General features: G+C 69.2%; 17 protein-coding genes. 8 read left to right on the top strand and 9 right to left on the bottom strand.

Translation table 11 applies throughout. From position 1 onward, the window contains the following. The first annotated feature begins 25 nt into the window (after nt 1–25). Nucleotides 26–1078 (top strand): ATP phosphoribosyltransferase regulatory subunit, encoded by a 1053-nt coding sequence (locus BHE75_RS08720; RefSeq protein WP_438830584.1) that lies wholly within the window; start codon nt 26–28, stop codon nt 1076–1078. A gap of 92 nt (nt 1079–1170) precedes the next feature. Further along, a complete protein-coding gene (locus tag BHE75_RS08715) occupies nt 1171–2460 on the top strand; it encodes an adenylosuccinate synthase (RefSeq protein ID WP_015460217.1) in 1290 nt (429 codons plus the stop codon). Nucleotides 2461–2723: 263 nt separating this feature from the next. Here BHE75_RS08715 and BHE75_RS08710 read toward each other — a convergent pair whose 3' ends face one another. The 7 genes from BHE75_RS08710 to BHE75_RS25200 all read right to left on the bottom strand — a co-directional run bounded on the left by BHE75_RS08710 (nt 2724) and on the right by BHE75_RS25200 (nt 8588). Beyond that, nucleotides 2724–3035: a hypothetical protein gene (locus tag BHE75_RS08710; RefSeq protein ID WP_015460216.1), complete on the bottom strand. Its 312-nt coding sequence runs from the start codon at nt 3033–3035 to the stop codon at nt 2724–2726. A gap of 18 nt (nt 3036–3053) precedes the next feature. Beyond that, the gene (locus BHE75_RS08705) at nt 3054–4469 is read right to left on the bottom strand and encodes an MBOAT family O-acyltransferase (RefSeq protein ID WP_070933631.1); all 1416 of its coding nucleotides are present in this window, start codon (nt 4467–4469) and stop codon (nt 3054–3056) included. Then, nucleotides 4470–5891 carry a GDSL-type esterase/lipase family protein gene (locus BHE75_RS08700; protein ID WP_191225168.1) on the bottom strand — a complete coding sequence of 474 codons (1422 nt, stop codon included), beginning with the start codon at nt 5889–5891 and terminating at the stop codon, nt 4470–4472. Continuing rightward, nucleotides 5888–6868, bottom strand: coding sequence for an SGNH/GDSL hydrolase family protein (locus BHE75_RS08695; RefSeq protein ID WP_084653473.1), 981 nt, complete (start codon nt 6866–6868; stop codon nt 5888–5890). The genes BHE75_RS08700 and BHE75_RS08695 overlap by 4 nt, the downstream gene beginning before the upstream one ends. A gap of 320 nt (nt 6869–7188) precedes the next feature. Continuing rightward, nucleotides 7189–7569, bottom strand: coding sequence for a response regulator transcription factor (locus BHE75_RS08690; RefSeq protein WP_015460212.1), 381 nt, complete (start codon nt 7567–7569; stop codon nt 7189–7191). A gap of 167 nt (nt 7570–7736) precedes the next feature. After that, nucleotides 7737–8375, bottom strand: a complete 639-nt coding sequence (locus BHE75_RS08685) for a response regulator transcription factor (protein ID WP_070933629.1) — start codon at nt 8373–8375, stop codon at nt 7737–7739. Nucleotides 8376–8459: 84 nt separating this feature from the next. Continuing rightward, the gene (locus BHE75_RS25200; protein WP_269078675.1) at nt 8460–8588 is read right to left on the bottom strand and encodes a hypothetical protein; all 129 of its coding nucleotides are present in this window, start codon (nt 8586–8588) and stop codon (nt 8460–8462) included. Nucleotides 8589–8662: 74 nt separating this feature from the next. On the opposite strand from BHE75_RS25200, the gene BHE75_RS08680 reads away from it, so the two are divergent. From BHE75_RS08680 to BHE75_RS08665, 4 genes are all read left to right on the top strand, one after another. Beyond that, entirely contained in the window at nt 8663–9046 is a 384-nt protein-coding gene (locus BHE75_RS08680) for a hypothetical protein (protein ID WP_015460210.1), read from the top strand. Continuing rightward, nucleotides 9043–10350, top strand: a complete 1308-nt coding sequence (locus BHE75_RS08675; protein WP_139181680.1) for an efflux RND transporter periplasmic adaptor subunit — start codon at nt 9043–9045, stop codon at nt 10348–10350. Before BHE75_RS08680 ends, BHE75_RS08675 begins: the two co-directional genes overlap by 4 nt. Nucleotides 10351–10500: 150 nt before the next feature. Next, nucleotides 10501–13671, top strand: a complete 3171-nt coding sequence (locus BHE75_RS08670; protein WP_070933628.1) for an efflux RND transporter permease subunit — start codon at nt 10501–10503, stop codon at nt 13669–13671. An 11-nt stretch (nt 13672–13682) separates the two neighbouring features. After that, nucleotides 13683–15095: an efflux transporter outer membrane subunit gene (locus tag BHE75_RS08665; RefSeq protein ID WP_070933627.1), complete on the top strand. Its 1413-nt coding sequence runs from the start codon at nt 13683–13685 to the stop codon at nt 15093–15095. Nucleotides 15096–15152: 57 nt separating this feature from the next. On the opposite strand, the gene putA is transcribed toward BHE75_RS08665, so the two are convergent. Continuing rightward, nucleotides 15153–19028 (bottom strand): trifunctional transcriptional regulator/proline dehydrogenase/L-glutamate gamma-semialdehyde dehydrogenase, encoded by a 3876-nt coding sequence (gene putA / locus BHE75_RS08660; protein WP_070933626.1) that lies wholly within the window; start codon nt 19026–19028, stop codon nt 15153–15155. A 158-nt stretch (nt 19029–19186) separates the two neighbouring features. On the opposite strand from putA, the gene BHE75_RS08655 reads away from it, so the two are divergent. Then, entirely contained in the window at nt 19187–20827 is a 1641-nt protein-coding gene (locus BHE75_RS08655; protein WP_070935657.1) for an AMP-binding protein, read from the top strand. 43 nt (nt 20828–20870) lie between these two features. Here BHE75_RS08655 and BHE75_RS08650 read toward each other — a convergent pair whose 3' ends face one another. Next, the gene (locus BHE75_RS08650; RefSeq protein ID WP_254684401.1) at nt 20871–22139 is read right to left on the bottom strand and encodes a diguanylate cyclase; all 1269 of its coding nucleotides are present in this window, start codon (nt 22137–22139) and stop codon (nt 20871–20873) included. A gap of 150 nt (nt 22140–22289) precedes the next feature. On the opposite strand from BHE75_RS08650, the gene BHE75_RS08645 reads away from it, so the two are divergent. Beyond that, nucleotides 22290–23618: a YceI family protein gene (locus BHE75_RS08645; RefSeq protein WP_070933625.1), complete on the top strand. Its 1329-nt coding sequence runs from the start codon at nt 22290–22292 to the stop codon at nt 23616–23618. Nucleotides 23619–23627: the final 9 nt, after the last annotated feature.

Raw genomic sequence — 23627 nt, 5'->3', positions numbered from 1 at the left:
GCCGCAGGCGGAGGCGGCGTCGCGGTTGCTGCATCGGGTGATCGTGGCGATCGGGCGCAACGGATATGAGCGGGTGGCGCCGCCGCTGGCCGAGTTCGAGGACGAGCTGGTCGGCCGGCTGAAATCGGCGCGCGCGCAGGATCTGCTGCGCGTCGTCGATCCCATATCGCAGCGGACGCTGGCGCTGCGGCCCGACATCACCGCGCAGGCCGGCCGCATCGCCGCCACGCGCATGGCCCACCGGCCCCGGCCGCTGCGGCTGGCCTATGGCGGGCCGATCCTGAAGCTGAAGACCACCCAGCTCCGCCCCGAGCGGGAACTGATCCAGGCCGGCGCCGAGCTGATCGGCAGCGATTCGGTGACGGCGGCGATCGAGGTGCTGGGCGTCGCGATCGAGGCGCTGGAAACGGCGGGCGTGACCGGCATCACCGTGGATCTGACCCTGCCCGACCTGATCGAGACCCTGGCCGCCGGGCCGATGCCGCTCACCCCCGCCCGGCTGGAACGGGTGCGCGAGCGGCTGGACGCGAAGGATGTGGGCGCGCTCGCGGCGCTCGACGGGCAGGATTATCTGCCGCTGGTCGCCGCCGCCGGGCCGATCGACCGCGCCGTCGCGCGGCTGCGGCTGCTGGACGGCGTGGCGCCGCTGGCCGAGCGGCTGGACGCGGTGGAGCGGATCGCCGCCGCCTTCGCCGGCCGCGTCGGGCTGACGCTGGACCCGACCGAGCGGCACGGCTTCGAATATCAGAGCTGGATCGGCTTTTCGCTGTTCGCCGACGGCCTTTCGGGCGAGATCGGGCGCGGCGGCAGCTACACCATCCTCCACGCCGACGGCCGCGAGGAGCCGGCGATGGGCTTTTCGCTCTATATCGATCCACTGGTGGACGCCGGGCTGGGACAGGAGCCGAGCCGCCGCGTGTTCGTGCCGGCGGGAAGCGATCCGGCGGCGGCGGCCGCGCTGCGCGCCGAGGGCTGGACCACCATCGCGGCGCTGGGCGAGAGCGACGATCCCGCCGCCGCCAATTGCGCGTTCATCCTGCGGGGCACGACGCCCGAACCACTGCAACCGTCATCCTGACCTTGTTTCAGGGACCATTTCGGCGCTAGGCGCTGCCTGACGCGATGGATGCCGAAGCATGTTCGGCATGACGCTTTAGAAAGAAGAGTAGCATGGCCAACGTCACCGTCATCGGCGCCCAGTGGGGCGATGAAGGCAAGGGCAAGATCGTCGACTGGCTGGCGGAACGCGCGGATTGCGTCGTCCGGTTCCAGGGCGGGCACAATGCCGGGCATACGCTGGTGGTGGGCGAGAAGGTCTACAAGCTCTCCCTGCTGCCGTCCGGCATCGTGCGCGGCACGCTTTCGGTGATCGGCAACGGCGTGGTGCTGGACCCGTGGCACTTCCGCGACGAGGTGGCCAAGCTGGCCGGACAGGGCGTGGAGATGACGCCCGACAACCTCCAGATCGCCGAAACCTGCCCGCTGATCCTGCCCTTCCACCGCGACCTGGACGGCCTGCGCGAGGATGCGAGCGGCGCGGGCAAGATCGGCACCACCCGGCGCGGCATCGGCCCGGCCTATGAGGACAAGGTGGGCCGCCGCGCGATCCGGGTATGCGACCTCGCCCATCTCGACGATCTCGACCTGCAGCTCGACCGCGTCTGCGCCCACCATGACGCGCTGCGCGCCGGCTTCGGCGAGCCGCCGATCGACCGCGCCGCGCTGATGGCCGAGCTGGCCGAGATCGCCGGCTTCATCCTGCCTTATGCCAAGCCCGTGTGGCGCACGCTGGACGAGGCCCGCAAGCGCGGCGACCGCATCCTCTTCGAAGGCGCGCAGGGCGTGCTGCTGGACGTGGACCACGGCACCTATCCGTTCGTCACCTCCTCCAACACCATCGCCGGCACGGCCGCCGGCGGTTCCGGCCTCGGGCCTTCGGCGGCGGGCTTCGTGCTCGGCATCGTCAAGGCCTATACGACGCGCGTCGGTTCCGGCCCCTTCCCCACCGAACTGACCGACGAGACCGGCCAGCGGCTGGGCGAGCGCGGCCACGAATTCGGCACCGTCACCGGCCGCAAGCGCCGCTGCGGCTGGTTCGATGCGGTGCTGGTGCGCCAGTCGGCCGCCGTGTCGGGCATCACCGGCATCGCGCTGACCAAGCTGGACGTGCTGGACGGGTTCGAGGAGCTGAAGATCTGCACCGGCTACATGCTGGACGGCCGGCATTACGACTATCTGCCGCCGCATCCGCAGGATCAGGCCCGCGTCGAGCCGGTCTATGAGGTGTTCGAAGGCTGGAGCCAGTCCACCGCGGGCGCGCGGAGCTGGGCCGACCTGCCGGCGCAGGCGATCAAATATATCCGCCGGGTGGAGGAGCTGATCCAGTGCCCGGTGGCGCTGGTTTCCACCAGCCCCGAGCGCGACGACACCATCCTGGTGCGCGATCCGTTCCAGGATTGAGGGGCGGGCTGGCCCCTCAAATCAGAACCCGTCACCCTGGCAAAAGCCAGGGCGCGTCGGCGCCGGGCTCGCTTCTTGCCGCCAATGGATGCTGGCTTTCGTCAGCATGACAATAGCGGCCTGGTTGCGGGGTCAGCGGCTCCCGGGCATCTCGTCACCCTGGCGAAAATCGGGGTCCATCGACGTCCGGCCTGCATCCGCAGGACCGGCGCTGCGGCCAATGGATGTGGGCTTTCGTCGGCATGGCGGCAGGTGGCGGCTGGCTATTCCGCCTTTTCCTGCCCCTTGAACCGCGCCGTCTGAAGCGCCTTCCAGCGGGCATGGAGCCAGGCGCGCGGCGCGGCGATGCCGATCGCCTCGGTGGTTTCCTCCCACGCTTCCGTCGCCGCCACGATCCGCGCGCTCAGCGGCGTGGGCGCCAGCTCGACCGCCCAGCCGTTGATCGCGGTGGCGTTGAACAGGCCGAGGAACAGCGTGGCGACGGCGATGGCGATCGTCGCCCAGCGCAGCGGCCGGCCGTGGAAATCCGGGCCGCCGGGCAGATCAACCGGGGATGGATGATGGTCTTCGCTCATGCCCTCGCCTCCCCGGCCCTAGAATTGGTAATAGATGAAGGGCGCGACCCCTTCGAACCGCATCGCATCGATCAGCAGGATCACCACGCCGGTGGCAAGCCCCAGCCAGATGGCCGGAACGCCCCGGAGGCGGAACGCGATCCCCTGCGCCAACGTGGGCGGCGTGAAGTGGATCGCCATGCCGAACAGGATGAGGCCGATGGCCAGCGGCGTCGCGATCGTCGATCCCCAGTCGCCCCGGCCGATGCCGTCCAGGAAGGCGATCGCGCCGTCGAACGTATCGGCGCGGAAGAATATCCAGCCGAGCGTGACGATATGGAAGGTGGCGACGATCGCCAGCGCCGCCGGCAGCTGCGGCCAGCCCGCCGGCCGCAGCTTGCGCCACAGCGTTTCCAGCACCTGGACGATGCCGTGGAGGCCGCCCCAGATCAGGAAGGTCCATTTCGCGCCGTGCCAGAGGCCGCCCAGCAGCATCGTTATCATGATGTTGCGGCAGGCCCTGGCCAGCCCGCCCCGGCTGCCGCCGAGCGAGATATAGAGATAGTCGCGCAGCCAGCTCGACAGGCTGATGTGCCAGCGGCGCCAGAAATCCTGGAGCGATCTCGCGCGATAAGGCTGATTGAAATTATAGGGGAAGCGATAGCCGAGCAGGGCGGCGAGCCCGATCGCCATGTCGCTATAGGCCGAGAAATCGCAGTAGATCTGCACCGCATAGCCATAGGCCGCGATGACGAGATCGAGGCTGGAATGGGCCGACGGATCGAAGAAGACCGGATCGACCAGCCCCACCGAAAGCTCGGATGCGATCACCGCCTTCTTGAACAGGCCCCAGACGATCAGCAGCAGCCCCATCGCCACCATGCCGCGTTCCAGCTTCGGCGTGCGGCGGAACTGGGGGATCAGATCGGACGCGCGCACGATCGGCCCGGCGACGAGGTGCGGGAAGAAGGACATGAGCAGCGTCATGTCCAGCAGGCTGGCCGGCGGCACCTTCCGCCGCGCGACATCGATGAGGTAGGACATGCCCTGGAAGGTGAAGAAGCTGACCCCCACCGGCAGGATGATCTCCAGCAGGGGCATGTCCCGCTCGAACCCGAAATGGGCGAGCAGCAGGCCGAGCTGTTCCAGGAAGAAATCATAATATTTGAAGAAGCCGAGGATGCCGAGATTGGCGGCGACCCCGAAGGCGAGCAGCGCCTTGCGCCGGCCGGGTTCATATTCCTCGTCCGTCCGCGCGATCAGCGCCGCCGTGCCCCAGTTGAGGAAGGCGGAGAAGATCAGCAGCGCGACGAAGCGCCAGTCCCAGGCGCCATAGAAGATCCAGCTCGCCAGCAGCAGCAGGATCTTGCGCCATTCGTTCGCGCGGCCGACGCCCCAGATCACCGCATAGGTGGCGAGGAAGAACAGCCCGAAGGTGAGCGTGGGGAACAGCATCTAGCGCGACGCGCTCAGCAGCGTGCGGGCCTGTTCCAGATCGGCGTTCAGCCGCTGGGCGATGTCGCGCCCGCCGGCCGAGTTGAAATGCACATAATCGCCGCGCATGCGGGGCGGATTCCCCTTCACCCATTTGACCGCGGAGCAGGCGCCCCCCATCCGCGCTTCCCAATCCCAGAAGGCGATGCCGAGCTGGCCGGCGACGCGGCGCTGGACATCGCGCACGGCGCGCAGGCCCGCGGGCGGGAACAACGGATTGGCGCGGACCGACCAGCTTATCTGAGCCGGCGCGGGCGGCGGGGGAGCGGGCGGAGCCACCACCGGATCGGCGCCGTCCTGGCCGGCATCGGCGCTGTCGCCCGCGCTGATATCGGCGAGCAGGTTATCGAGCCGGCCGGTGCCGATCCGCGTCTGCCCCGGCGGGATGGAGGCGTTGATCGGCCCCGAAGGCTCCGCGCACGGGCGCGGCGCGGGGCCGGGCGCGTTGATCAGCATCTCCGGCCGGCGGCTGCTGGCATCGGGCGCGCCGATCAGCAGGATCGGCACGCCGGGCGCGAGCCTGCGCATCCGGCCGATCTGGCTGCGGAGCGTGATCTCATACTCATTCGGCCGGAAGACCGGCGAGAAGCCCTCGTTGGTGCCGAATTCGATGACGATCAGGTCGGGACGGTAGGCGCGAAGCTCCTCCGCGACGACGGCATCGTCCGTCCGCGCGAAATGCTGGAGCTGGGAGCCGACCACGCCGACATTGGAGAGCGCGATGCCGCCATTGTCGCGGAAGGTGGCCCAGGAGGTGATCGTGACCGGGCGGTCCTCCGCCGTCACGGTTACGGTGAAGGACGGCTGGTCGACGGAGACCGTGCGGCATTCCGCGCGTTCCGTGGCCGACGCAAGCTGCATCCGTTCCGTCCGCGCGCCGATGCGGATGGTAAGCGCGCCCGCGCCCGGCGCCGCGACCGCGCAGAGCACGAAGCGATCGAACATCTGCCCGGCATCGGCGGTGAGCGACATTTCCGCCCCCGGCTGCTGCGAGGTGAGGCTGAAGCCGGAAACGCCCATCAGCGGGCGCGGCGGCGCGGAGGCCGAGCCGAAGGTGGAGGATATCCGCCACCCCGAGGACATCTGCGCGGTGATGCCCTGGGTGAGATAGCCCTGATAGGGCCGCCCCGCCGCCAGCACGCCGCGCCCGCCGCCGCCGTAGCGCGCCTGCAGCACCTCCCGCCAGGCGCCGGTGATCGTATCGCCCGCCGTGTGGCTGTCGCCGATCTGGAGGATGTGGATCGGGCGCTTGCCGGCCTGGTTGCGGGGCTGGCGTTCCAGCTTGTCGAAGAAGGGTTCGAGCCCGCGAATGTTGCACAGGCCCTCGGCGCAGTTCGGCCCGGCGGCGGCAGCGGCGGCAAGCGCCAGGATCGGAACCATCATGAAACGCTGGCCTGCCCGGCAGCGGGGACGGCCCCCTCAGCGACGGACCTGCGCGCCGTATCCACATAGTTGCGGATGCGCTCCGCCAGCCCGCGCGTGATGCGGACATAGCCCGTCATCGACATGTGGATGCCGTCATTGGCGCGGATCAGCGTGCGCTTCTTCTCCGGCCCGTCCGGCAGATAGGGGGCGTAGGCGCCGTTCTCGTCCACCGAAAGGGGCGCGGTATCGATGAAGGGCACGTTCAGCGCGCGCATCCGATCCGCATAGAAGGCGTTCATCGCGCTGATATCCGCGTCGAAGCTGTCCTTGCGCATCTTGGGCAGGCCGACCCAGTAGACCATCGCGCCGCGCGCGCGCAGCAGGTTGACGAGGCCGTCGATCCGTTCGCCGATCACCCGCTTCCATTCGGGCGAAAGCAGGCGCGCCGCCTTGCCGCCGGCCCACACGCCCTGCGTATCGTTGGCGCCGAAGGAGATGACGGCGATGTCGACCGGGCCGTCCGCCGCGAGCTGCTGGGCGGTATGCTCCTCGATATTGAGGCTGGCATAGCGGGTGAAGCCCGTGGACTGCTGGCTATATTTGACGACCTGGTAATTGGCCTTGGCGGGAAGCTGGCGATAGAGCGCCGACCAGAGGCCGTCGCCGAAGCTGTCGCCGAACACGCCGACGCGCACCTTGCCGCCGCCGGCCAGCGTATCCAGCAATTGCTGCTGGAAGGGCATGGAGCAGTCGATCGCGGCCGAGGAGGAATGATCGGGCAGCGTGACGGCGGCCGTGGCCGGCCCCCTGCCCCCCGTCGCCGGCAAAGCGGGCTCCGCCCCCGGCCCCTTCGCGGGCGGGACGACGGCGGGCACGCCTTCGTCGATCGCGGCGGTATCCGGCCAGGGGTGCCCGCCATAAGCGAAGGACAGGCCGATCGCGACGCCGGCCGCCACCCCCAGGAAAAGCACGGCGGTGCGATCAGCCAGCACCATCCAAGGCTTCATCGCATTACCCCGCCCGATTCCAAGCCGTTCGCTACACGGATGCACATGCGCATCCGAAATGTCCTTAACGCGGGCCGGACTCGGCTGTCGAGCGGGCAAATCATCGCGGCTGGGCGGAATGCTCCGGCGATGCGGCAGAATTTCTCTTGCAATTAAGAACGAGTCGCAATAATGCTCATCTCACCGGGGCGATCCCCTAGTCGCTCCGCGGGCTACGGCACCCTCTCCGCCGTGACGCGAAATAACTTGGCCGGGGCGCCTCCCCGCACCCCGGCCAATTTTTTCGAATGACGGGTGGACTGGACGGATCAGGGAGCGGCGACGGCCGCTTCGAGCGTGTCGATCAGGTCGCGACAGTCGAAGGGCTTGCGCAGCGTGCGGATGGCGCCGCAGCATGCCGCGCGATCGAGGATATTCTCGTCGGTGCTGGCGGTCATCAGCAGGACGGGCAGCGAGCAGCCCCGCCCCGCCAGCGCATGCTTGAGGTCGATGCCGCTCAGGCCCGGCATGTTGACGTCGGTGATGAGGCAGGCGGCGCGATCGGCATCGCCGGACGCCAGAAAATCCTCGGCATTGCCGTAATCATGGACCTCATAGCCCAGCGAGCGGACGAGGCTGCGCGTCGCGGCACGAAGCGAATCGTCGTCATCGACGATCACGATCATGGGCAGGGACTTCGCACTCGTCACATCGGGCCTCGCATCGGGCGTTCCACAGGGGACGGGCGATCATGCGCCCGCATGAATTGCCGCCCCGTGAATGCCGATATGGGCAAGGCCCGTCCCCCTGTGAATCATACGGAAGTGTGAATCACACTCATTTCCGCGATTCAAGCCCGCAGCAAGGCTGAAAACCGTCAGGCCGGCCGCTCGACGGTGCCGTCCGGCCGGNGCTGGAGCGCCTCGGCCATGCGGACGAGATCGGCCAGCGACCGCGCGCCCATCTTGCGCATGGCGTGGCCGCGATGGATCTTCACCGTGATCTCGCTGAGGTTGAGATCGCCGGCGACCTGCTTGTTCATCTTGCCCGCCGTGACCAGCGCCATCACCTGCCGTTCGCGCGGCGAAAGCGTGCCGAACAGCCCGTGAAGATCGGCGGCGTCGCCTTCCGCCGCGCGGCGCGCCGTATCCCGCTCGATCGCGGTGGCGACCGCATCCAGCATATCCTGATCGCGGAACGGCTTGGTGAGGAAATCGACCGCCCCGGCCTTCATCCCCCTGACGGACATGGGAATATCGCCGAAACCCGTCATCAGGATCACCGGCAGGCGCACGCCCGATTCCTGGAGCTGCGCCTGGAAATCCAGCCCGCTCATCCCCGGCAGGCGGATATCGAGCACGAGGCAGCCGGGCGCGTCGGGCCGATCGGCTTCCATGAAGGCGCGCGCCGATCCGTAGAGCCGCGTCGCCAGCCCGACCGATCGGAACAGGCTGTCGAGCGAGGCGCGCAGCGACTCATCATCCTCGACGATGTGAACGATCGCTGTCTCGCTCATCCGATTGCCCCCACTTTTTCAGAAATTCGTTCCCGTTTTAGTCCAATCCGGCGGCGGATCGCAACCCGTTGTGCACCGGCGAAATCAGCCATGGGAATCAGCCCGGCGGCCTTCAACATAAACCTTCGTATGATGCGCATAAACCAACGCGCCGAAGGACATACCTTCGTCTGAAATGACCTGGCTGCCGCGCTGCAATATGTTGCCTGCCATGGGAAAGCGCCGGTCCCCGCAGGATCGGCAGCGGTGACGAGAGGGTCCACCTCCGCATCGCAGGGAGACAGACAATGGCATTCATGGATTTCGCCGTGGCCGCCGCCACGGGCACGCAGCCTGTTGCCGCCAGCAAGGCGTTCCACCTGTTCGATCGGGCCGAATGGTCGGTGATCGGGCTTGCCGCGCATGACGACACGACAAGCCTGGCGCCGGACGGCTGGTGGGCCAGGCTGCGCCACCGCCTGTTCGGCATCGAGGCCCCCCGCCCGCTTGCCAACGAACGGCTGGAAGCCCTTCGCCGTTTCGCGGTGACCGCCCGGTTGCGGCGCCGCAAGATCGATCATCACGAAATCGCCCGCTTCGTCGCGGCCGGCTTCAGCGCGTTCCAGGCGGACATGCTGCTGGCCATCATCGACGATGCGCGGCCGAGCAGCGCCATGGGGAGCCTCGCATGACCTTCGACAGCCGCAACGAGAATTTCACGGACCGCGCGGAGGTGGTGCCGGTGCCCGCCGACGCGGCGCCGGCGGCCGTGCCGCCCTTCACGCCGCGCCGCTCCCGCGTGCGGCTGGCGGCGCTGGTCGGCCTGCCGGTGGCCGCCCTGCTGGGCGTGGGCCACATGATGATGGGCGGCACCCCCGCCTCCGCCGACGCGCCTTCCGCCCCCACGGTGACGGTGGCGACGCCGGTGGAACGCAGCGTGACCGAGTGGGACGATTATATCGGCCGCTTCGCCGCCAGCCAGGCGGTGGAGATCCGGCCCCGTGTTTCGGGCCAGATCACCGGCATCCACTTCAAGGACGGTGACTTCGTCCGCAAGGGACAGCTTCTCTTCACCATCGATCCCCGCCCCTTCACCGCCGCGATGGCGGAAGCGCAGGCGCGCGCCGCATCCGCCCGCACGGCCGCCGCGCTGGCCCGCAGCGAGCTGGCCCGCGCCGAACGGCTGATCGCCGACGAAGCCGTTTCCGCCGAGGAGATCGATTCGCTGCGCGCCGCCGTCCGTTCCGCGAACGCCGCCGTCGCGGCGGCCGAGGCGACCGTGCGCACCCGCGCGCTGGACGTGGAGTTCACCCAGGTGCGCGCGCCGATTTCCGGCCGCGTATCCGATCGCCGCGCCGACATCGGCAACCTCGTGGCCGGCGACAATGCCGGATCGGCCACGCTGCTGACGACGGTCTATGCGCTCGATCCGATCTATTTCACCTTCGATGGATCGGAGGCGCTCTACCTGAAGGCGCAGCGCCTGGCGCAGGCGGGCGAGAAGGAAACGACCGTGCAGGTGCGCCTGCAGGACGAGACCGATTATCGCTGGAACGGCCGCATCGACTTCACCGACAACGGCATCGATCCCAATTCGGGGACGATCCGGGGCCGCGCGGTGATCCCCAACCCGGATCATTTCCTGACGCCGGGCATGTTCGGCAACATGCGGCTTTCCGGCGGCCAGGCGCGGCCGGCGCTGCTGGTGCCCGACAGCGCGGTGGTGAGCGACCAGGCCCGCAAGGTGGTGCTGGTGGTGCAGCAGGACGGCACGGTCGTCGCCCGCCCGGTGGAGCTGGGCGCGGTGGTGGACGGCCTCCGCATCATCCGCAGCGGCATCGCCGCCAGGGACCGCGTGGTCATCAGCGGCATGCAGCTCGCCCAGCCCGGCACCATGGTGCAGACGCGGGCCGGCAAGGTCGAGGCCGTGAAGGCGGCGTCGAACGGCAGGCCCATCACCCCCCCGGCATCGCAGGCGACCTTCACCGTCCGCTGAGGGAAACGAACCGAACCGCGCCCGCGCCGGAGGGATATCGCGCCGGGGCCTGACGCCTTCCTGAAGGCCAGGCCCCGGCGATCCCCCGGAACGGGCGGATGACAGGACAAGGGGCGCTTCCCCGAAGCGGCCCAACAGGGAAGACTTGCCATGCGCATATCCCGCATATTCATCGACCGCCCGATCTTCGCGGGCGTGATCGCGGTGATCATCACGATCATCGGCGCGATCGCCTATTTCGCGCTGCCCATATCCCAATATCCCGACGTGGTGCCGCCGACCGTGACGGTGAGCGCCACCTATCCCGGCGCCAATGCCGAGACGGTGGCCGATACCGTCGCCGCCCCGCTGGAGCAGGAGATCAACGGCGTCGACGACATGCTCTACATGTCGAGCCAGTCCACCGGCGACGGCCGCCTGACGATCACCGTCACCTTCCGGCTGGGCACCGACCTCGATCAGGCGCAGGTGCTGGTGCAGAACCGCGTCGCGCTGGCCGAGCCGCGTCTGCCGGAGGAGGTGCGCCGCCAGGGCGTCGTCACCCGCAAGACGTCGCCCGACTTCCTGATGGTGGTGAACCTGATCTCGCCGGACGGGTCGCTCGACCAGGCCTATATGTCCAACTATGCGCTGACCCAGATCCGCGACCGGCTGAGCCGCATCGACGGCGTGGGCGACGTGCGCATCTTCGGCGCGCGCGACTACGGCATGCGCATCTGGATCGATCCCGGCAAGGCGGCCGCCCGCAACATGACGGCGGGCGAGATCGTGGCGGCGCTGCGCGCCCAGAACGTGCAGGTCGCCGCCGGTGCGGTGGGCCAGCCGCCCTATAATACGGGCGCCGCCTTCCAGGTGGGCGTGGAGACGCTGGGCCGCCTCAACCGACCCGAGCAGTTCGCCGGCATCGTCATCAAGACCGACGCCGAGGGCCGCCAGACGCGCCTTTCGGACGTCGCCCGCGTGGAGCTGGGCGCCGAGGACTATAGCGTCAACGCCTATCTGAGCGGCAAGCCCGCCATCCACATCGGCATCTTCCAGCGGCCGGGCTCCAACGCGCTCGCCGCCGCCGAGGAGGTGCGCGCCGAGATGCGGACGCTGGCCAAGTCCTTCCCCAAGGGGCTGGAATATAAGTCCGTCTACAACCCGACCGAGTTCATCGAGAAATCGATCGAGGCGGTGAACCACACGCTGATCGAGGCGGTGATCCTCGTCGTCCTCGTCATCCTCGTCTTCCTGCAGAGCTGGCGCGCGGCCATCGTGCCCGTGCTGGCCATCCCGGTATCGCTGATCGGCACCTTCGCGGTGCTGGCGGGGCTGGGCTATTCGCTCAACAACCTCTCGCTGTTCGGCATGGTGCTGGCGATCGGCATCGTCGTCGACGACGCGATCGTCGTGGTCGAGAATGTCGAGCGCAACATCGCGCGCGGGCTGAGCCCGCTCGAGGCGTCGCGCCTGTCGATGGACGAGGTTTCGACCGCGCTCGTCGCCATCGTGCTGGTGCTGCTGGCCGTGTTCGTGCCGACCCTGTTCATCACCGGCATTTCGGGCCAGTTCTACCGCCAGTTCGCGGTGACGATCTCCACCGCGACGGTGATCTCGCTGATCCTGTCGCTCACCCTCTCGCCGGCGCTGGCCGCCCGCCTGCTCAAGTCCGGCCATCACCGGCCGACCCACGGCTGGCGGGGCATCGCGGCGCGCGCGGGCGATGCGTTCAACCGCGGGTTCGATCGGATGTCCGCCGCTTATGGCGCGCTGGTCCGCCGGCTGGTGACGGCGCCCAGGAAGATGCTGACCATCTATGCCGGGCTGATCGCGCTCACCGGCGCGCTATTCTGGGCGACGCCCGCCGGCTTCGTGCCGTGGCAGGACCAGGGCTATTATCTCGCCGCCGTGCGCCTGCCTTCCGGCGCCTCGCTGGAGCGCACCGATACGCTGATGCGGCAATTGTCGCAGCGGCTGCTGAAGGTGCCCGGCACCGAGGGCGCGGTGATGTTCGCCGGGTTCGACGCGCCTTCGCAGACGCAGGCGCCCAATTCGGCCGCGTCCTTCATCGTGCTGAAGCCGTTCGACGAGCGCAAGAAGCTGGGCCTGACCGCGCAGGGCATCGCCGATGAGCTGCGCAAGGCGGCCGCCGAGTTCGACGGCGCCACCATCTTCATCGTGCCGCCGCCGCTGATCCGCGGCATCGGCACGGCGGGCGGCTTCTCCATGATGGTGCAGGACCGCAGCGGCCAGGGCTTTACCGAGCTATACAAGGCCACCGGCGGGGTGATCGGCGAGGGCAACAAGACCCAGGGCCTCGCCATGGTGCACACCAAGATCGATCCGTCCTCGCCCCGCATCTATGCCGATATCGATCGCGCCAAGGCCGATATGCTGGGCGTGGCCCCGGCCCGCGTGTTCGAGGCGCTGCAGGTCTATCTCGGCTCCTCCTTCGTCAACGATTTCAACCTGCTGGGCCGCACCTACCGGGTGACGGCGCAGGCGGAGGGAACATCGCGGACGAGCGTGGCGGACATCGCCAACCTCAAGACCCGGTCCAATTCGGGCGCGATGGTGCCGATCGGCGCGGTCGCCAATTTCGAGGACCGGACCGGGCCGTATCGCGTCACCCGCTACAACCTCTATCCCGCGATCGAGGTGGAGGGCGAGAATGCGCCGGGCTATTCATCCGGCCAGGCGCTGGACGGGATGGAGGCCGCCGTCGCCAAGGCGCTGCCCGCCGGCTATGGCTGGGAATGGACCGGCATGGCCTATCAGCAGCGCGCCACCGGCAATACCGCCGCCGTCGTGTTCGCCCTGGCCGTGGTGTTCGTGTTCCTGGTGCTGGCCGCCCAGTTCGAAAGCCTGGTTCTGCCGCTGGCGATCATCCTGATCGTGCCGATGACGCTGCTGGCGGCATTGGCGGGCGTGAACCTGCGCGGGCTGGACAACAACATCCTGACGCAGATCGGCCTGGTCGTGCTGATCGCGCTGGCCGCCAAGAACGCCATCCTGATCGTGGAATTCGCCAAGCAGGCGGAGGAAGCGGGCCGGAGCGTGGTGGACGCGGCGGTGCAGGCGGCCGAAACCCGGCTGCGGCCGATCCTGATGACCAGCTTCGCCTTCATCCTGGGCGTGCTGCCGCTGGTGATCGCTTCCGGGCCGGGCGCCGAGCTGCGGCAGGCGCTGGGCACGGCGGTGTTCTTCGGGATGCTGGGCGTCACCGGCTTCGGCCTGATCTTCACCCCCGTCTTCTACGTGGCGGCCCGCGCGCTGGGCGATCGGCTTCGCCGTCGCCCGGCGGACGATCCCGCCGCCGCCCTGCAACCCGCCGAATGAGGAGGACGACCATGAACCGTCTCCGCAACCTTGCCTTCTCCAGCCTCGCCGCCCTGGCGCTCGCCGGGTGCGCCGTCGGCCCCGATTATGTGGCGCCGCTGCCGGCGGCGCCCACCCAGGGCGCCTTCCTGAGCCAGCCCGCCGCCGTGACGGCGGATGCGGCGACGGACGGCCGCTGGTGGCGGCTCTATGACGATCCCGTGCTCGACCGGCTGGTCGAGGATGCGCTCGCCAACAACAAGGACGTCGCCGTCGCCGTCGCCAACATCGCCAAGGCCCGCGCCTCGCTGCGCGGCGTGAAGGGCGATCGGCTGCCGCAGACCAATGCCGGCTTCGGCGCCAATTNCGGCCGGTTGCCGGCGATCCAGCGGCCGGCGGGCGTCGACCGCGAGGACTGGCAGGTCGATACCGGGCTCGACATCTCCTACGAGGTCGACCTGTTCGGCCGGATCAGCCGCAACGTCGAGGCCGCCCGCGCGGACGTGGCCGAGGCGGAGGCCGAGCGGGACGCCGTGCGCGTCGCGGTCGCGGCCGAGACGGCGCGGGCCTATGCCGACCTCAACAGCGCGACCGAGCGGCTGGGCGTGGCCGAGCATATCGTCGAGTTGATCGACCAGACCGCCTCCCTCACCGCCAAGCGGCTGGAAGCCGGGCGCGGCACGCGGCTGGACGTATCCCGCGCGCTGGCGCTGCGGGACCAGCAGAAGGCGCTGATCCCGCCGCTGGCGGCCGAGCGCGACGCCGCCCGCTTCCGGCTGGCGACATTGACCGGCCGTGCGCCTTCCGAGCTGCCGGCGGAGGCGCAGGCGCGCGGCACGACGCTGCGGCTGGAAAAGCCGATCCCGGTGGGCGACGGGCGCGCCCTGCTCGCCCGCCGGCCGGACGTGCGGGCGGCCGAGCGCCGGCTGGCCGCGCAAACCGCGCGGATCGGCGTGGCGACGGCAGACCTCTATCCCCGGATCACGCTGGGCGGATCGGTAAGCTCCACCGGCAACAGCTTCGGCAACATCTTCGGCGCCGGGCCGCTCGGCTGGCTGGTGGGCGGATTGGTGAACTGGAACTTCCTGAACCAGGAAGCCACCCGCGCCCGCATTCAGGGGGCCGAGGCCGACGCGCAGGGTGCGCTCGCCACCTTCGACGGGACGGTGCTGCGCGCACTGGAGGAGACCGAGACAGCGCTGTCCGCCTACGGCCACGCGCTCGACCGGCGGACCGCGCTGCAATCCGCCCGCGACCAGGCGGAGATCGCCGCCCGCATCGCGCGTGCCCAGCAGCGCGAAGGCCGTGTCGACTTCCTCGTCGTGCTGGATGCGGAGCGGACCTTCGCCGAGACGCAGGCTGCGCTGGCCGAGGCCGATGCCCGGATCGTGACCACGCAGGTCGATCTGTTCCGCGCGCTGGGCGGCGGCTGGCAGGAAGGATGAGGCCCCTTCCCGCCGCCCGCTTTCCAGACGGAGCGGGCGGCGGAAAGGCGGCGAGGCTCAGCCGATCGCCATCAGCGTGGCGTTGCCGCCCGCCGCAGCGGTGTTGGTGCTGACGGACTTTTCCTCCAGCAGCAGATCGAGATTGTAGGTGGAGCGGCCCGAGGCGAGATCCGCGGGCGTGGCGCCCTGGACGGTGACGATCCGGCCGGGGCGTTCCGCGAGGATGGCGTTGACCTTGATCAGCGCATCGGCATCGCCTTCGAACAGCACGCCCCCCAGATCGGCGCGCGCCGCCCAGTCGCCCGTGCGATGGACCCGCCGGGCAAGATCGGACGGCAGGCCTTCGAGGATGGCGAGCACCGGCTGGCCGCTTTCGACGACGACGTCGTTCCCGGTCGCCAGCGCCGCGCCGAGCTGCACGAGCAGGCCCAGCGTGGAGGACGGAATGAGCGCGATCGTGCCGCGCGGCTCCAGACGGTAGAGATTGCGCTCGCCCACCGGCCCCGGCAGCTCCGCCAGCGCGCCCAGCGGCACGCCCCGGCTGTGCGCCTGGCAGACGGCCAGCGCCTCGCCATGGCCGGCATCGCGCAGCCAATCGGCATAGGCTTCATAGGGCGCGAGCATCGCCGGATCGGCCGACAGGCCCGGCCGCTCCACCGCCGGCCGGCTGGCGAGCAGGCGCGGCACATAGAGGGGGCCGCCCGCCTTGGGGCCGGTGCCCGAAAGCCCCTGCCCGCCGAACGGCTGCACGCCGACCACCGCGCCGATGATGTTGCGGTTCACATAGATGTTGCCGGCATGGCTGCGATCGGTGAGCCGGGCGATCGTCTCGTCGATGCGGGAATGGACGCCGAAGGTGAGGCCGTAGCCGCTGGCATTGACCTGTTCGAGCACGGCATCGCGATCCTCCCGCGCGTAGCGGAGGACATGGAGGACGGGGCCGAACACCTCCTGCTCGACATCGGCGACGGCGTCGATCTCGATCATCGTCGGCGCGACGAAGGTGCCGTTGCGGGTTTCGGCCGGCAGCGGCAGCGATCGGACCTTGTGGCCCCTGGCCGCCATCGCATCGACATGCGCCTGGATGCGATCGCGCGCCTCGGCGGTGATGACCGGGCCGACATCGGTGGAGAGCCGATCGGGATTGTTGACCGAAAGCTCGTTCATCGCGCCCCACAGCATCTCCAGCGTGCGATCGGCGACATCTTCCTGCACGCAGAGAATACGCAGCGCCGAGCAGCGCTGGCCCGCGCTGTCGAAGGCGGAAGCGATGACATCGCCCACCACCTGTTCGGCCAGCGCGGAGCTGTCCACGATCATCGCGTTCATGCCGCCCGTTTCGGCGACCAGCGGCACCGCATGGCCTTCGGGCGTCACGCGCTTCGCCAGCGTCTTCTGGATGAGGCGGGCGACCTCGGTCGATCCGGTGAAGACGACGCCGCGCACCCGGGCGTCGCCCGTCAGCATCCCGCCGACATCACCGGCACCGGTGACGAGCTGGAGCGCATCGGCCGGCACGCCGGCGGCGTGCAGCAGCCGCACGGCTTCGGCCGCGATCAGCGGCGTTTCCTCCGCCGGCTTGGCGAGGACGGTGTTGCCCGCGGCCAGCGCCGCCGAAACCTGGCCGGTGAAGATCGCCAGCGGGAAGTTCCACGGGCTGATGCAGGCGACGGGGCCGAGCGGACGATGCGTATCCGCCGCGAAATCCTGCGCGGCATCGGCATAATAGCGCAGGAAATCCACGGCCTCGCGCACTTCGGCGATGGCGTTGGGAAGGGACTTGCCGGCTTCGCGCACGATCAGGCCGAGCAGGATCGGCATCCGCGCTTCCATCAGGTCCGCCGCATGGCGCAGGCAGGCCGCGCGCTCGGCCGCGGGCGTGGCGCCCCACACCACCTGTTCGCGCACGGCGCGGGCGAGCGCCGCGTCCACCATCACCGGCGTGCAATCCCACACGGTGCCGACGATGTCGCGGCCGTCGGCCGGGTTGTAGACGGGCCGTTCGATCCCGCCTTCATCCGCCGGCTCCGCCCGCCAGGCGGTGGCGGCGCTGGTGAGGAGCGCCGCCGAGAGCGAGGCCAGCCGCTGTTCGTTGACGAGATCGAGGCCGGCCGAATTGGGCCGCGACGGGCCGTAGAGATCGCGCGGCGAGCGGATGGCGGGATGCTGGGACCCGAGCGGCTCGATCTTGCGGGCGACCTCCACCGGATCGACCACGAGCGAGGCGATGGGCACGTCGGCATTGCCGATCTGGTTGACGAAGGAGCTGTTCGCGCCATTTTCCAGCAGGCGGCGGACGAGATAGGCGAGCAGCGTCTCATGCGTGCCGACCGGCGCGTAGATGCGGCACGGGCGGTTCAGCTTGTCCGCGCCGACGACCTCCTCATAAAGCGGCTCGCCCATGCCGTGCAGGCACTGGAACTCATATTGGCCGGCATAATAATTGCCGCCCGCCATCGCCATCACGCTGGCGAGCGTGCGGGCATTGTGCGTGGCGAATTGCGGGAACACCGCATCCGGCGCCGCCAGCAGCTTGCGCGCGCAGGCGAGGTAGGAAACATCGGTGTGCACCTTGCGGGTGAAGACGGGGAAATCCTCCAGCCCGTCCACCTGGGCGCGCTTGATCTCGCTATCCCAATAGGCGCCCTTCACCAGCCGGATCATCAGGCGGTGGCCGGTGCGGCGCGCCAGATCGATGACATGATCGATCACATAGGGGCAGCGCTTGGAATAAGCCTGGATGACGAAGCCGATGCCGTTCCAGCCCTTGAGCTCGGGCGCGGCGCAGAGCCCTTCCAGCAGGTCCAGCGACAGCTCGAGCCGGTCGGCTTCCTCGGCATCGATGTTGACGGCGATGTCATAGCCGCGCGCGAGGATGACGAGCGCCTTCAGCCGGGGATAAAGCTCCGCCATCACCCGATCGGCCTGGGCGCGGGAATAGCGGGCATGGAGCGCGGAGAGCTTCACCGAGATGCCCGGCCCCTCATAGATGCCGCGCCCGCCCGAAGCCTTGCCGATCGCGTGGATCGCGCGTTCGTAATCGGCATAATAGCGATCGGCATCGGCCGCCGTGGTCGCCGCCTCGCCCAGCATGTCGTAGGAATAACGGAAGCCGCGCGCCTCCATCTTGCGGGCGTTGGCCAGCGCCTCGCCGATATCCTGGCCGGTGACGAACTGTTCGCCCATCATCCGCATCGCCATGTCCACGCCCTTGCGGATCACCGGCTCGCCGCCGCGCCCGATCAGCTTGGTGAGCGCCGATGACAGGCTCTTCTCGCTGGCGGTGGAGGTGAGCTTGCCGGTGACGACCAGCCCCCATGTCGCGGCATTGACGAACAGCGAGGGGCTGCGGCCGACATGGGACTGCCAGTCGCCGGTGGAAATCTTGTCGCGGATCAGCGCGTCGCGGGTGGCGCGATCGGGGATGCGGAGCAGCGCCTCCGCCAGGCACATCAGCGCCACGCCTTCCTGGCTGGACAGCGAATATTCCTGGATCAGCCCTTCCACTCCGCCGCCCTGGCCCTTGGCGCGGAGCGCGCTGACGAGCCGGGTCGCGGTTTCGGTGGCCTGGCGCTGCTGCTCGGGGCTCAACGTCGCCTCGGCCAGCAGATAGGGCAGGCATTCCCGTTCCGGCAGGCGATAGGCGGATGTGATCCGCGCCCTGAGCGCGCCCTGCGGCTGCACCGTCTGGGCGAACTGGATGAAGGGCGCGGGCGGGCCATCCTGATCGGCGGCGGCGACGGGCTCCACCTCCTCGGCCACGGCGGGTCCTTCCTGGACGATGCCGTGATCGCCCCGCTCGATCGCCTCGATCGCGCCGATCAGCGATTTCTTCGCCAGCCAATGGGGGGTGCGGGCGATTTCGGCCGCCGCCGCCTTGAGGCGCTGGCGAAGCTCCTCGCTAACCTTCACGCCGATCGTCGAATCAACCATAGGTGCAACCTTGTTTCGCTGTTCTGGTTTTACCTGTGCCCTAGCATGACCTTTTCAAAGGTGGAACCTCCAAGAAGGGCGAGTTTCCTATCCATTTGGATATTGCGGCCCCGATTCGCGCGCGCGATGGTGCCAGCCAAAATACAATGGAGCAGAGGATGACCGCGAACCATTATTCGGCGAAGCCATGGTTAAGGCTTTTCCCCGAAGGGCAACCCCATGACCACCAGGCCCGCTTCGGCGACATGCTGGCGGCGTTCCGCGCGGCGGTGGCGGACGCGGCGGACCGGACGGCGATCCGCTTTTCGGGCAGCGGCATCAGCTTCGGCGCGCTGGATGCCAAGAGCGATCGCCTGGCCGGTTGGGCGGCCGCGCACGGGGTCAAGCCCGGGGATCGCATCGCCATCATCCTTCAGAACGTGCCCGCCGCCGCGATCGCGACGGTGGCGGCATGGAAGCTGGGCGCCATCCCGGTGCCGGGCAACCCCATGTATCGCGCGGCCGAGATCGCCCGCCAGTTCGGGGACAGCCGCCCCGCTTTGCTGATCTGCCACGAAGGCCATGCCGCGACGATCGGCGAGGCGCTGGCGATCATCGGCGACGGCGGCCGGCCGGTGCTGACGGTGCCCGAGGACGGCGGGCCGGGCGACGCAGCCCTCCCCGGCAGCCTTGCCGCCGCGCTGGCGGAAGAACTGGTGCCGCCACCCTCTCCCGCCATCGCGCCGGACGACCTCGGCCTGCTGCTCTATACCTCCGGCACGACGGGCGTTCCCAAGGCGGCCATGATCCGGCACGAAAGCCTCGCCTGGAACAGCGAGGCGATGTCGCTCTGGTATGGGATAGACGGCGATGCCCGCATCTTGGGCGTGGCGCCGATGTTCCACATCACCGGCTTCGTCATGCACCTCGCTTTGTCGATCGCGGCGCGGGCGACGCTGATCCTGTTCGGCCGCTTCGATCCGGCCAGGGCGCTCGCCACCATCCGCGCGGAACGGCCGACATGGACGGTGGGCGCCATCACCGCCTACAACGCGCTGGCCGGGCTGGGCGAGGTGACGCGCGAGGATTTCGCCAGCTTCCGGCGGATGGATTCGGGCGGCGCGCCGATCGCGCCCGCGCTCCGCGCCACGATCGCCGATACGATCGGCCACGCCGTTTATGCCGCCTATGGCATGACCGAGACGGCCTCCGTCACCCATAGCTGCCCGGTGGGCGTCGAGGTGCCCGTCGATCCCGCATCGGGCGCCTTTTCGGTCGGCATCCCCTTCATCGGCACCGAGGCGATGGTGGCGGACGAAGCCGGCCGGCCCGTGCCCGTCGGCGAGACCGGCGAGATATGGATGCGCGGCCGCCAGATCATGGCCGGCTACTGGAACAAGCCCGAGGAGACGGCGGCCACGCTGACCGATGGCTGGATGCGATCCGGCGATGTCGGCTTCATGGACGAGCAAGGCTGGTTCTACGTCGTCGACCGCAAGAAGGACTGCATCATCGCTTCCGGCTTCAAGGTATGGCCGCGCGAGGTGGAGGATGCGCTCCACACCCATCCGGCGGTGCGCGAGGCGGCCGTGGTGGGCGCGCCGGATGCCTATCGCGGCGAAACGGTGGTGGCGCACGTCTCGCTGCGGCCCGGCGCCGCGGCGGACGAGGCGGCGCTGATCGCCCATTGCCGCGATCAGCTTGCCGCCTACAAGGTGCCCCGCGCCATCCGCATCGCCGCCGAACTGCCCAAGACCGCGACCGGCAAGATCCAGCGCAACGTGCTGCGCGAGGCGGAGCAGAGCGCGGCCGCGGCGTAGGCGGCAGCCCGCAAGCTGCCTCGGCCGTTCCGGCGATCGGGCATCAGGCCGCGATGCGCCAGCCCGCCCGGCCGCCGCGCTTCGCCTCGTAGAGCGCGGCGTCCGCACGGACGAGGAGGCCGGCGGCGGCTTCCCCGCCATAGTTGCGCGGGGCGACGCCGATGCTGGCGCTGGCTGCAATCCGCGCGCCATCCACCAGATAGGGCGCCTGCAGCGCGGCCAGCAGGCGTTCGGCAAGGGCCGCATGATCGCCTCCTTCGTCCTCGACGAGGAGGACGGCGAACTCATCCCCGCCCAGCCGGGCGACGATATCCCCGGCGCGGACGGTGGCGCGTATCCGCCGGGCGGCCTCGCACAGCACGGCATCGCCGACGGCATGGCCGTGGCCGTCGTTGACCGCCTTGAAATGATCGAGGTCGATCAGCACCAGCCCGCCCCAGCCGGCCGCAGCCCGCCGATCGAAGCCGCGACGGTTGAGCAGGCCGGTGAGCGGATCGCTTTCCGCTTCCATCTGCAGGCGCGCCTGGCGGCTGCGCTCCTCGTTGATGTCGATGGTGATGCCGACGATGCTTTCCGGCTGGCCGGCGCCGTCGCGCAGCAGCTTCGCGGTGGATCGAACCCAGCGATATTCGTCGTCATGCACGCGGATGCGGAAATGGGCGACGGCCCGGTCCGTCTCATTGGCCAGCAGCGCCATGAAGCTGGCCGCCGGGCGATCGTCCGGATGGATGCGGGCCTGAAAGTCATCGGCATCGATCCCGCCATGGCCGTCGCCGCAGACGAAGCGGGTGAGATAGGAGGACATGGTGAAAACGCCGCCGGCGATGTCATATTGCCAGGGGCCACCCTCCATCACCTCGAACGCCAGCGCCAGCCGCTCGGCCTCCTCCCGCGCCGCCCGTTCGGCGAGCTTGCGCGCGCCGATATCCTCGATCTGCGAGACGAACAGCTCCGCATGGCCGCCCGCGTCGCGCACCACCGATACGCTCAGCATGCCGTGCGCCACTTTCCCATCCTTGCGCAGATAGCGCTTTTCCAGCCGGTAATGATCGATATCGCCACGCAGCACCGCCTCGAACTGTTCCGTATCGGCGGCCAGATCATCGGGATGGGTGACGGCCTGGAAGCGCTGGCCCTCCAGCTCGCCGGCGGGATAGCCGAGCATGTCCGCGAAAGAGGGATTGACCCGGATCAGCCGCCCATCGAGGCCGACCAGCGCCATGCCGATCACCGCCGAATGGAACGCTCCATTGAACATCGCCTCGCTCCGGTTGGGCGGCACGATGTCGGCGAAGGGGTCCGGTCCGGACATGATCGATATCAATCCCACAAAAATCCCGGCACGCCCACCCGTGCGACGCAATCCGCCCCGAATGTCTAACCGTAATCAGGGTTAACAGGCCGTCAGGACATGCGGCTGTGACCGTCGACACAAGCGAAATAACGGGTTAGCCCTGTGCCTATGGAACCAGACCGCTATTCGCGCATCGCGATCACGCTCCACTGGCTTATCGCCGCGGCCCTCGCCTTCCAGATCGGCCTCGGCTGGCGAATGGGGAATCTGACCGCCGCCACCGGCCAGTTCACCGCCTTCCAGCTCCACAAGTCGATCGGCATCACGATCCTGCTGCTCAGCCTGATCCGCGTGGCGGTGCGCTGGTGGAAGCCCCGGCCGGCGGCGGAACCGGACAGCCCGTGGGCGAAGCGGGCCGCCGGCCTCGTGCATTTCGGCCTCTACGCCTTCATGATCGGCGGACCGATCACCGGATGGCTGCTGGTATCCACATCGCGCATCCAGGTGCCGACCCTGCTGTTCAACACCATTCCCTGGCCGCACATTCCCGGCCTGCACGGCGCGCTGCGCGGCCCGGTCCACGAATTCAGCGAGGCGGCCCATTCGGCGCTGGCCTGGATCGGCATCGCATTGTTCGTGCTGCACGTCGCCGGCGCGCTCCGCCACCAATGGCTGCTGCGCCAGCCGCTGATCGAACGGATGCTGCCTGCCGGACCGGAGCGGCTGTCGCCCGGTGGCGGCGCCCTCGCTTATGTTGCGGCGCTCGCGCTGGTGGGCGGCGCCTTCCTGCTGCCCGGCACGATCGGATCGACGCGGGGCAATGTGCCGCCGCCCGCCCCGGCTGCCGCCGAAACCCCCGCCGGCGAGACGGCGGGGGACGATGCGGCGGAGGCGAATGGCGCCATAGAAACCGCGCCGGCCGAAGCCGCCGATAACGCCGTCACCGCCGGAGACAATGCCAGCGTCGCCGCCGCCCCGGCCGAGGAAGCCAAGGCGGAAGCGCCGCGCTGGGCCGTCCAGCCCGGCGGCCGGCTGGGCTTCACCGCCAGCTTCACCGGCACCCCGATCGAGGGGCGCTTCGCCCGCTGGGACGCGGATATCCGCTTCGACGCGGACGCGCTCGACAAGTCGGACATCCGCGTGCGGATCGACATGGCGTCCGCCGATACCGAGGATTCCTCGCGCGACGAGACGCTGCGCGGCGACGCCTTCTTCGATACCGGCGCCCATGCCGCCGCCACCTTCCGCGCCACGCGGGTGACGTCGGCCGGGCCGGGCCGCTATCGCGCGCAGGGCAGCCTGACCATCAAGGACGTGAAGCGGCCGATGACCGTGGATTTCACGCTCGCGATCAAGGGCGATCGCGCCGATGTGGCCGGCAAGGGCACGATCACGCGCGGCGATTTCGGCATCGGCACGGGCGAATGGGAGGCGACCGATCGCATCGCCGGGCCTGTCGCGGTGGACTTCCGCTTCTCCGCCATACGAAAGGATTAATTGCGGAGG

Origin of the sequence: Edaphosphingomonas haloaromaticamans, from assembly GCF_001853345.1 — a bacterium.
Taxonomy (GTDB): Bacteria; Pseudomonadota; Alphaproteobacteria; order Sphingomonadales; family Sphingomonadaceae; genus Sphingomonas_E; species Sphingomonas_E fennica.
This window is presented reverse-complemented; position numbering and strand designations above follow the sequence as displayed.

What these genes read in the sequence shown, in the direction of transcription:
- BHE75_RS08675 (WP_139181680.1), top strand. Translation starts at nt 9,043, where the DNA reads ATGACCTTCGACAGCCGCAACGAGAATTTCACGGACCGCGCGGAGGTG.
- BHE75_RS08700 (WP_191225168.1), bottom strand. Translation starts at nt 5,891, where the DNA reads ATGATGGTTCCGATCCTGGCGCTTGCCGCCGCTGCCGCCGCCGGGCCG.
- BHE75_RS25200 (WP_269078675.1), bottom strand. Translation starts at nt 8,588, where the DNA reads ATGGCAGGCAACATATTGCAGCGCGGCAGCCAGGTCATTTCAGACGAA.
- BHE75_RS08680 (WP_015460210.1), top strand. Translation starts at nt 8,663, where the DNA reads ATGGCATTCATGGATTTCGCCGTGGCCGCCGCCACGGGCACGCAGCCT.
- BHE75_RS08710 (WP_015460216.1), bottom strand. Translation starts at nt 3,035, where the DNA reads ATGAGCGAAGACCATCATCCATCCCCGGTTGATCTGCCCGGCGGCCCG.
- BHE75_RS08715 (WP_015460217.1), top strand. Translation starts at nt 1,171, where the DNA reads ATGGCCAACGTCACCGTCATCGGCGCCCAGTGGGGCGATGAAGGCAAG.
- BHE75_RS08670 (WP_070933628.1), top strand. Translation starts at nt 10,501, where the DNA reads ATGCGCATATCCCGCATATTCATCGACCGCCCGATCTTCGCGGGCGTG.
- BHE75_RS08695 (WP_084653473.1), bottom strand. Translation starts at nt 6,868, where the DNA reads ATGGTGCTGGCTGATCGCACCGCCGTGCTTTTCCTGGGGGTGGCGGCC.
- BHE75_RS08645 (WP_070933625.1), top strand. Translation starts at nt 22,290, where the DNA reads ATGGAACCAGACCGCTATTCGCGCATCGCGATCACGCTCCACTGGCTT.
- BHE75_RS08705 (WP_070933631.1), bottom strand. Translation starts at nt 4,469, where the DNA reads ATGCTGTTCCCCACGCTCACCTTCGGGCTGTTCTTCCTCGCCACCTAT.
- BHE75_RS08650 (WP_254684401.1), bottom strand. Translation starts at nt 22,139, where the DNA reads ATGTCCGGACCGGACCCCTTCGCCGACATCGTGCCGCCCAACCGGAGC.
- BHE75_RS08655 (WP_070935657.1), top strand. Translation starts at nt 19,187, where the DNA reads ATGACCGCGAACCATTATTCGGCGAAGCCATGGTTAAGGCTTTTCCCC.
- putA (WP_070933626.1), bottom strand. Translation starts at nt 19,028, where the DNA reads ATGGTTGATTCGACGATCGGCGTGAAGGTTAGCGAGGAGCTTCGCCAG.